We start from the raw sequence: 6,080 nt of genomic DNA, 5'->3' as shown, positions 1-6,080 counted from the left end.
CCGCGCCGGCAGTTCGCGGCGCCTGGCGCAGGCGGACTGGGGGCGGGCCGGCACCGATGCGCTCGACAGCGAGGAGCGCCAGCCGGCCCGCTGGCCCGGCTTCGTGTGGTCGCTGGCCGTGAGCGTGGCCGTCACCCTGCTCACCCACCTGCTGTCCGGGGTGTTCGAGCTGGCCAACATCGTCATGCTGTACCTGCTCGGGGTGGTGGGCGTGGCCATGCGGTTCGGCCGGGCGCCTGCGGCCCTCGCGGCGCTGGTCAACGTACTGGCGTTCGATTTCTTCTTCGTTTCGCCGCGCATGTCGTTCGCCGTGAGCGACGTGCAGTACCTCGTCACCTTCGGTGTCATGCTCATGGTGGGGCTGCTGGTGGGGCAGCTCACCGCGGGGCTGCGCTTCGCGGCGGGCGTGTCGGCGAGCCGCGAGCGGCGCGCGCAGTCGTTGTTCGACCTCACGCGCGAACTGTCCGCAGCGCTGCAGGTGGAGCAGATCACCGCCATCGGTGCTGCCGCGGTGCAAAAGCATTTCGGAGGGCGTGCGGCGGTGCTCGCGCTGGATGAGAGCGACCGCCTGGCCATGCCCGAGGGGCTGCCGCCCGGATTCGACGCGAACGTGGCCCACTGGACGCTGCGCCAGGGCCAGAGCGCCGGCCTGGCCACGGCCACGCTGGCCGCGCAGACCTGGCGCTACGTGCCGCTCACCGCGCCCATGCGCGTGCGGGGCGTGCTGGCGCTGGAGCCTGCACAGCCGCGCTGGCTGCTGATTCCCGAGCAGGCACAGCAGCTCGATACGCTGGCCCGGCAGATCGCCATCGCCCTGGAGCGGGTGCACTACGTGGACGTGGCGCAGCGCGCGGTGGTGGACATGGAATCGGAGCGCCTGCGCAATGCCCTGCTGGGCGCCATTTCGCACGACGTGCGCACCCCGCTTACCGCGCTGATCGCGCTGGCGGAGTCGCTGCCCGCGCAGTCGGCCGAAGACCAGGCCGAGGCCGGCCGCGCCATCGTGGCGCAGGCCCATCAGCTGCACGCGCTGGTGAGCAACCTGCTCGACATGGCACGGCTGGAGAGCGGCATTGCCGGCGGCAGCGTGAACCTGCGGCGCGACTGGCAGTCGGTCGAGGAGGTGGTGGGCACAGCGATCCGGGCAGCACGCCCTGCGCTGGGGCGCTTGCCGGTGGTCACGCACCTGCCGGCGGACCTCCCTTTGGTGGAATTCGATGCCGTGCTCATCGAGCGGGTGCTGGTCAACCTGCTGGAAAACGCCGCCAAATACGGTGCGCCGCCCATCGAGGTGTCCGCCAGCACCACGCCCACCACGCTGCGGCTGGCCGTGCGCGACCATGGGCCGGGCCTGCCGGTGGCGCTGCGGGGGCAGGAGCACACATTGTTCGAGAAATTCACCCGTGGCCAGTCGGAGTCGGCCACGCCCGGCGTGGGCCTGGGATTGGCCATCTGCAAGGCAGTGGTGCAGGCGCATGGCGGCGACATCTCCGCCGCCAGCGCCGAGCGCGGTGGGGCGGAGTTCACCGTGACCCTGCCGCGGCGCGACGAGCCCCCCCTTCCCCTGGACGAACCCTTGGAGCCCGGCGCGCCGGAAACGCCATGACCTTGGCCTTGCGAACGGTGATCGTGATCGAGGACGAGCCGCAGATCCGCCGCTTCGTGCGCAGTGCGCTCGAAGCCGAGGGTTGGCAGGTGCATGAGGCGGCCACGCTGCGCGAGGGGCTGTCGGCCGCCGGCACGCGGCAGCCGGACCTGCTGGTGCTCGATCTGGGGCTGCCCGATGGCGATGGCGTGGGCCTGATCCGCGATGTGCGCAGCTGGTCGGCGGTGCCCATCATCGTGCTGTCGGCCCGCACCGACGAGGCCGACAAGATCGCGGCCCTGGATGCGGGCGCCGACGACTACCTCACCAAGCCGTTCGGCACCGGCGAACTGCTGGCGCGTGTGCGCGCCAACCTGCGCCGCCCGCGCGCCGCCAGCGGCAACGGCCTTACCCCGGTGGCCGAGGAGCCCGTGTTCCGCTTCGGCGACATCGAGGTGGACCGGAACGCTCGGGTGGTTCGGCGCGGCCATGCCGAGGTGCACCTCACGCCCACCGAGTACCGCATGCTGTCCGTGCTGGTGGCCAATGCGGGCCGCGTGATCACGCAGCGGCAGCTGCTGCGCGAGGTGTGGGGCCCCATGCGTTCGGACCAGAACCATTACCTGCGCATCTACATGGGCCACCTGCGCCAGAAGCTGGAGGCCGACCCGGCCCAGCCGCGCCATCTGTTGACCGAGACCGGCGTGGGGTATCGGCTCGCGGTGTGATTGACCGGCGACAGCAGCATTGGAAACGGCAGTGTTGCATTTTTGTCTCGGTATTTACAACCATGTGTTGCGGGCTTCAGGGTGGACAATCACTGCTATATTCATCGCAGATTTATAAAAATAGAAACGGATCAAAGGCGGATGTAAAGGCAGATCCAGTGGGGTCTTCTTTAACGACATAACGCCTGTCCGATAGGGAGGGATTTTGATGAATGCAGGTCAAAAGCTGCCGTGGCCTTTCATGGAATCGTGCGCCGCGCGACTCCATGGTCCCCCCATGGCACCCATGTAGCCGTCTGCCAAGCCGGGGCATGGAGGCCAATACCGTTCTTCTGCAACTCCGTTGATTTTTCGCTTTCCGTGCCTGGGCATGGAGGCCTGTCTCGGTATTTTTCCGTGGATTGATAATCGTGCGGCATGTATTTTCAATATGCATGCCAGGCATGGTGCGTGGGTGCGTCTGCATATTGAATGCGCATCCATTTCTTTCATCGCTGAAAAATATCGAATCGGAAATCCAACGGCTGCATCTGACGGCGCCACCCCTGCGTTACCCCGGTAAACGCACCCGACGCAAGTTCCATGTCAGCGATTTGCCAATGGGTAACAACAATTCAACCAAGGGAGTGAACCATGTCTGAAACCATCCAGTTGCCACCGGATCTCGCATCCAGCCTGACCGTCGCCATCAATACCGCGATCCAGTCGCCTGCGGCGCAGAACTACACATTTGAGATCGCCCAGGGGTGCACGCCATCCGTGCTGAACAACATGTACTTCTGCAACGCGGCAAGCGTGACAGAAACCTATGGCTCCAGCTCCACCATTCCCCATGCGGATTCGACAGGGGCGCATGTCGACACCAACGATCACGTGGACACGAACAACCATGTCGATTCCAAGCTCGTGCACGACGATATCCCTGGCTACAAGCCCTTGGGCATACCGCACACCGACACCACGCCGCACGACGATACGTCCACGCCACACGACGATACCTCTCTGCCGCACGACGATACGTCCGCACATTACGACACCCCGGCGACCACGGTGGGCGGCATCATCTGTACAGCCAAGCTCAGTCAACTGACCGGCTGCGGTTCTCTGGTAATCAGCAACCTGGTGATTCCTTCATCGGTGGACATTCCCATGCCCTCCGCGACAGGGTATTCATTTCCCTTCTCGGCCGACGTTTCTTTCGGCTCTGCCTTGACGCCATCGTTCGATATCAGCGTGCAGGCTCCGCCGCTTCCAGCCGCCACGGACCATTCCAGCGTGGCGGTGAAAGGGACGACGGGGACCATGGCCGGCTCCATCTCGCTCTACTGCACCGGCAATACTGAGAACAAGGCCCCCGGTTACTACGCATCGATCAACAGCATCACGGTCACGCTGCCGACGAATGTCAGCAGCTATAGCAACTGGAGTGGTATTGCGGGTGCGCTGATCTCGGTGGGTCTCAGTGATGCCGATGCACTCAATCTGGGGAATGCGTTGCTCAAGACGGTGACTGCGTTGGTCAATGGCTTCATCGCCTCGGAGACCGAGGATGCCATCAACGGAGCCATTCCGGCGCCGTTCCTTGCCTGCCAGTGCTGACCGCTGCGCGGGGCGCTGTGCGCCAGCCTGCTCAGCCTGACGGTGTCCATGCATCCATGGATGCCGCGTTCCGTCCACCAGAAGATGACCACTGGAGATCCAGGCAATGACCATCGAACTTCGCCCGCTGGGCGTGGCATGCAATCTGGCGTGCAGCTACTGCTATCAGCAGCCGCAGCGGGACGCCGGCAATCACCGCACGCCCTACGACCTGGAAAAGATCAAAGCGGAGGCCGAGCGCATCGGCGGACCCTTCACGTTGTTCGGCGGAGAGCCCCTGCTGATGAAGTTCGACGACTTGGAGCACCTTTTTGCATGGGGGCTTGAGCGGTTTGGGGCCAATACCATCCAGACCAACGGCGTGCTGATTGAAGGCCGGCATATCGACCTGTTCCGTCGATACAAGGTGAGCGTGGGCATCTCGATTGACGGACCGGGGCCGATGAATGATGCCCGCTGGAACGGCAGCCTGGAAAAGACACGCCAAGCCACTGCTCGGGTAGAGGGCGTGATCGCTCAACTGTGCGAAGCGCGCCAGATACCCAGCCTGATCGTCACGCTGCATGGCGGAAACGCGAGCGGTGAGAAGATTCCAGAGATGATCGAATGGATGCACCGCCTGGACACGATGGGCATTCGGAATGTCCGGTTGCACCTGCTCGAAGTCGACGATGAATCGTTGCGGGGGCGCCTGGTGCTCTCTGCCCGGCAAAACATTTCAGCGCTGTTGGCTTTTGCGCAGGCGGAGCCTCGCTTCACCAACATTCGTTTCGATCTGTTCCGCGATATCGAAAATCTGCTGGAGGGAAAGGATGGCAAGGCCAGTTGTATCTGGCGCGCCTGTGATCCCTACACCACCGAGGCAGTGCAAGGCGTGGAAGGAAATGGACAGTCGAGCAACTGCGGAAGGACCAACAAGGACGGCATCGATTTCATCAAGGCGCAGGTACCGGGATTCGAGCGCTATGTGGCTCTTTTCAATGCGCCTCAATCGGATCACGGGTGTGCTGGATGCCGCTTCTTTCTCATGTGCAAGGGACAGTGTCCCGGCACGGCGGTCGGGGGCGACTGGCGCAACCGGACGGAAAACTGCGAGGAATGGAAGCATCTCTTCCAGTTGATCGAATCCCGATTGGTTCTTGCGGGAAGAATCCCCTTGACCTTGCAGCCCTTGCGCCTCGAATTGGAGCGCTTCCAGGTCACCGCCTGGAAACAGGGTCGCAATCCGTCCATCAGCAAGACGCTGGGCTATTTCCACCAGGGGCTGCTGCCTGCCGGGCCCGCAGCTGAACCGGAACCCCAACCCTCTGAGATCAAGAACGGTTCGGGCAGCATTCCCCGGATCAGCTGGGTCAGCAACGCGGCGCGCAGTTTCTGGCAGCCGCGGATGGAACAAGTGCGCACGATGCTGGAAGACGTCACCGTCCACGCAGGGCGGCTGCATTCTGGGCGTTGCTCGGTCCGGCGGGTTCCGGAGTCCAGTCTGGAACGCCTGGCCGGCTTGGCGGGCCGAATGGGCGTGGGGCATGCGTTTCTTCCGGCGTCCGCGCTGACCCATGCCGTCCCTTCCGATCCCTGGGCCGAGCGCTCGGGGCTGCTGGTCTGCGGCGAGCCCTCCAGCGTGGCCTCTGTCCAGGCCGCTTGGGCCGATGGCGATCGGGGCGCGTTCCTGGCGCGGCTGGAGGTTCCACCGTGCTGCCTGGCAGGCCATTCCGCATCGGCAGAAGCGCTGTCCACGGTGCATCTGGACGATGGCTTTTCGCCGCACTCGCTGCTGGCTCCCCTGGGTCTGTCTCTGCTGCCGGTGGCGCCGTGCCAGCCCGGTTGCCGGCACGCGCTGGATGCGGCTCGGACGCTGCGGCAGGCCGCACTCGATGGCGGTTATGGAACCGAGGTGGATTGGCTGCAGGAAATGATGGCGTGGTCGATCTCATGGACTGACCGGCATGGCATCACCGAGGTGAAGGCGCCCGTATTCAAGCTGTGCTTTCTCGCGCCACCGGGGGCCGCAGACACGGCGATTCTGAAGCAGGGCGTCAGCCATGTCGCTTTCGCGACGCAGGGCCTGGGTTTTCCGTTTTCGGTCCCGGCGCGCAAGACGATCACGCTGCACGCCGATGGCCGCCGTGCCGCAGCCTGCGTGAATTCGGGTTGACGGCACTGTGCTG

4 protein-coding genes are annotated in these 6,080 nt (G+C 64.4%); all 4 read left to right on the top strand.

Features of this window, described 5'->3' with window-relative positions; all coding sequences use genetic code 11:
- On the top strand, positions 1 to 1,606 hold a 1,606-nt coding region (locus AC27IO_RS08435; RefSeq protein ID WP_498738384.1), incomplete at its 5' end, for a DUF4118 domain-containing protein.
- Positions 1,603 to 2,313, top strand: a complete 711-nt coding sequence (gene kdpE, locus AC27IO_RS08430) for a two-component system response regulator KdpE (protein ID WP_272565805.1) — start codon at positions 1,603 to 1,605, stop codon at positions 2,311 to 2,313. The genes AC27IO_RS08435 and kdpE, both read left to right, overlap by 4 nt.
- 633 nt (positions 2,314 to 2,946) lie before the next feature.
- Complete coding sequence (locus AC27IO_RS08425) at positions 2,947 to 3,912, top strand: hypothetical protein (RefSeq protein WP_498738382.1); 966 nt, start codon at positions 2,947 to 2,949, stop codon at positions 3,910 to 3,912.
- Between the two features lie 106 nt (positions 3,913 to 4,018).
- Positions 4,019 to 6,067: a radical SAM protein gene (locus AC27IO_RS08420; protein ID WP_498738380.1), complete on the top strand. Its 2,049-nt coding sequence runs from the start codon at positions 4,019 to 4,021 to the stop codon at positions 6,065 to 6,067.
- The last annotated feature ends 13 nt before the right edge of the window (positions 6,068 to 6,080 follow it).

The sequence above is a fragment of the Acidovorax sp. KNOB132 genome (genome assembly GCF_057541515.1).
Note: the sequence above shows the minus strand (reverse complement) of the source record. Positions and strands in the feature narration are given on the sequence as shown.